We start from the raw sequence: 1093 nt of genomic DNA, 5'->3' as shown, positions 1-1093 counted from the left end.
CAAAGGGTGGGTTGCTGAACTGACCGTCGGTGTTGCTGGTGGAGGTGACCTTCCATCCGTTCATGGTGAAGGTCTTGATGGTCAATGAGCCGGACGGAGTGGTCAGTGAGGATGGGGGCGTGGTGACGTCTCCGTAGTCAATCTGGAGAGGTAATGTTTCGCCGGGTCGTTGAATGCTTTTGACCTCCCCGACTAGTGATAGATCGTGCTGGACGTTGGTAGCGATGTCGTGAGAGCTGGCGCTGATGAGGAAGAAGGCGTTGATGTCGGTGCCTTCAACGCTCCACTTCAGTGTGATGGCGATCTGGGTGCTTCCGTCATCGTCGCCTAAGGCCTTGTCGCGGGTTGAGGACAGAAGTGCTGTCGCGGTGTCAGTGCTGGTCCCGTCCTTGAGGTGTACGCTCACAGTGGGAGCGTCGCCCGAGTTATACGATTCTTCCTCAAAAACCTGCACGGAGGAGACGCGTGAATCGTGGCGCAGGTGTTTGGCGGCTGCTCTTGCTGCGCTCCTTTCTTCGAATGAGTGCGGTTCCAGGCCGGGATTGAACATAAGCATGAGATTATATGCGAAGTACCCGACGACCCCCAGCAACGCAGACAGGATGACAACCAGGGCTATGCGGCTGGGCTTGAAGATACCCCGACTGTGCGATGGAGCAGACTGTTGATGCTCTGAGGGGCTGTGGCGTTTGCCGCTGGTGATCAACCGAGAGTCGGTGCGGGTGGCGGCCTCGTCGCCTCCTGCCACCTGCTGATCCCGCGCCGAAGACAAGGATGTGGAGGAGTCCCTCTGGTCTCGATCGGTCTGCTTGTCGGGCATCGGTACCTTCTTCCTGCTTGTCGGACGTAATTCTTCCTGATCCGCCTTGATGGTGGGGGGCGTTTGGTCTGACGGCGCAGAGGCGAAGGACGAACGGTGGGGCTGCTAGAGTTCGGCGACTTTGTTGAGGATGGTGGCTTCGTCTTGGCCGGTGCTGCCGCTGTGGTGGGGTGTCCAGGTGCCGTTGTTGCAGGTGAAGGTCAGCCAGAGGTCGTCGCTGGAGGGCTCCTTTCTTGCCTCGTCGTTGAGCTGGAGTGTGGTCAGTCCTGCGGA

Annotated in this window: 1 protein-coding gene; it reads right to left on the bottom strand. The window is 59.0% G+C overall.

The genetic code is table 11. From position 1 onward, the window contains the following. The coding region (locus HMPREF3165_RS02800) for a hypothetical protein (protein ID WP_070510717.1) at positions 1-820 on the bottom strand (820 nt) is incomplete at its 3' end. Between the last annotated feature and the right edge of the window lie 273 nt (positions 821-1093).

Source organism: Actinomyces sp. HMSC08A09, from assembly GCF_001807465.1.
GTDB lineage: Bacteria > Actinomycetota > Actinomycetes > Actinomycetales > Actinomycetaceae > Actinomyces > Actinomyces oris.
This window is presented reverse-complemented; position numbering and strand designations above follow the sequence as displayed.